This window comes from Lactobacillus sp. A27 (assembly GCF_016742815.1).
GTDB lineage: Bacteria > Bacillota > Bacilli > Lactobacillales > Lactobacillaceae > Lactobacillus > Lactobacillus gallinarum.
Map to the genome: position 1 here is coordinate 1 of NZ_JAEHNT010000031.1, position 1,452 is coordinate 1,452.

Sequence of the window (1,452 nt, forward strand, 5' to 3'; positions counted from 1 at the left end):
TGAAGTGAGACCTAAAAGTGAGACACTTTTAGGTCTTTTACTATGTCTAAATTTAATAAAGAACAAAAAATAGAAATTTATCGTAAATGGAAAGATGAGAATATCTCAATAAGTCAATTGTCTAAAGCATATAAAATGAACTTAGCTAATTTAGATTACATGCTTAGATTGATTGATATGCATGGAACGGATATTTTAAATACTGGAAAGCAGGTTTATTCTAAAAAATTTAAAGAGCAAGCAATTGAACAAGCTATCTTTGGTACTAAGTCATATGTTCAATTATCGCTAGAATTAGGCTTCAAAAGCATTGCCATGCTTAACAAATGGCTTAGAGAATACAAAGAAAACGGGTATAATGTCATTATCAAACAGAAAGGACGCCCTGCCCGTGGTCAAAGAGAGTCAGAAATCACGCAAGGAACTGGAGAAAGAGATCCAAAAGCTGAAAGAAGAAAACTTGCGATTGCGTATTGTGAACGAATACGTAAAAAAACTGAAAGCCTTGGATCAAGAAAAAGATCAGAACAAATAGCTAAGGCAATTACTGATCTAAGGCATGAATTCAAAGTCAGCTTGGACTACGTCTTAGAAGCAATCGCTGAGCATCCAGGGCTACCGATAATTGCCAGAAGCTCTTACTACAAGATCATTAAAAGAAAGCCTAAAAAGCCTAAGCGTTCTAAACTCATTGCCAAGATCAAGGAAATCTTCAATTATCATCAGGGGCGCTATGGCTATCGCCGAGTAGCATTGCAGCTACTCAAAGATGGCTGGAACGTTACTGAGAAAACAGTTCGCTACTGGATGCATAAGCTAGGTCTTAAGGGTATCAGACGCAATAAGCGCAAGTATTCAAGCTATAAAGGTACTATTGGCAAAATAGCACCTAATTTGATTCACCGCGATTTCTTTGCGCCAATGCCTAATATGAAATGGTATACTGACATCACTGAATTTCATCTTAATGATGAAAAGCTGTATTTGTCGCCTATTTTGGATGGCTGCGGCGGTGATATAGTTTCTTACTCTATTTCAAAACATCCAGATATGGATTTAGTAATGACAATGCTTGATAAAGCTTTCGCTAAAGAAACAGCTCTTAACAACTGTATCTTTCATACTGACCAAGGCTGTCAATATCAGAGTCCAAAATACCAACGTGCTTTAAAACTTCAAGGCATCACTCAAAGCATGTCCAGAAAAGGCAATTCCATGGATGACGGTTTAATGGAGAACTTCTTTGGTCTGCTTAAGACAGAGATGTTTTATGACCAAGAATACAAATACCATAACCTTCAAGAATTAACTCAAGCCATTGAAGAATACATCGAATACTATAACGAAGAAAGGATAAAGAGCAGATTAAAAGGCTTAACTCCGAAAGAATATCGGAATCAAGCCTCTATTAATCCTGTATTTTAAACTGTCTAATTTTTAGGTCTCAGTTCA

1 protein-coding gene is annotated in these 1,452 nt (G+C 36.4%); it reads left to right on the forward strand.

All coding sequences use genetic code 11. From position 1 onward, the window contains the following. The first annotated feature begins 42 nt into the window (after positions 1–42). A complete protein-coding gene (locus JEM49_RS04730) occupies positions 43–1,425 on the forward strand; it encodes an IS3 family transposase (protein ID WP_035434713.1) in 1,383 nt (460 codons plus the stop codon). The last annotated feature ends 27 nt before the right edge of the window (positions 1,426–1,452 follow it).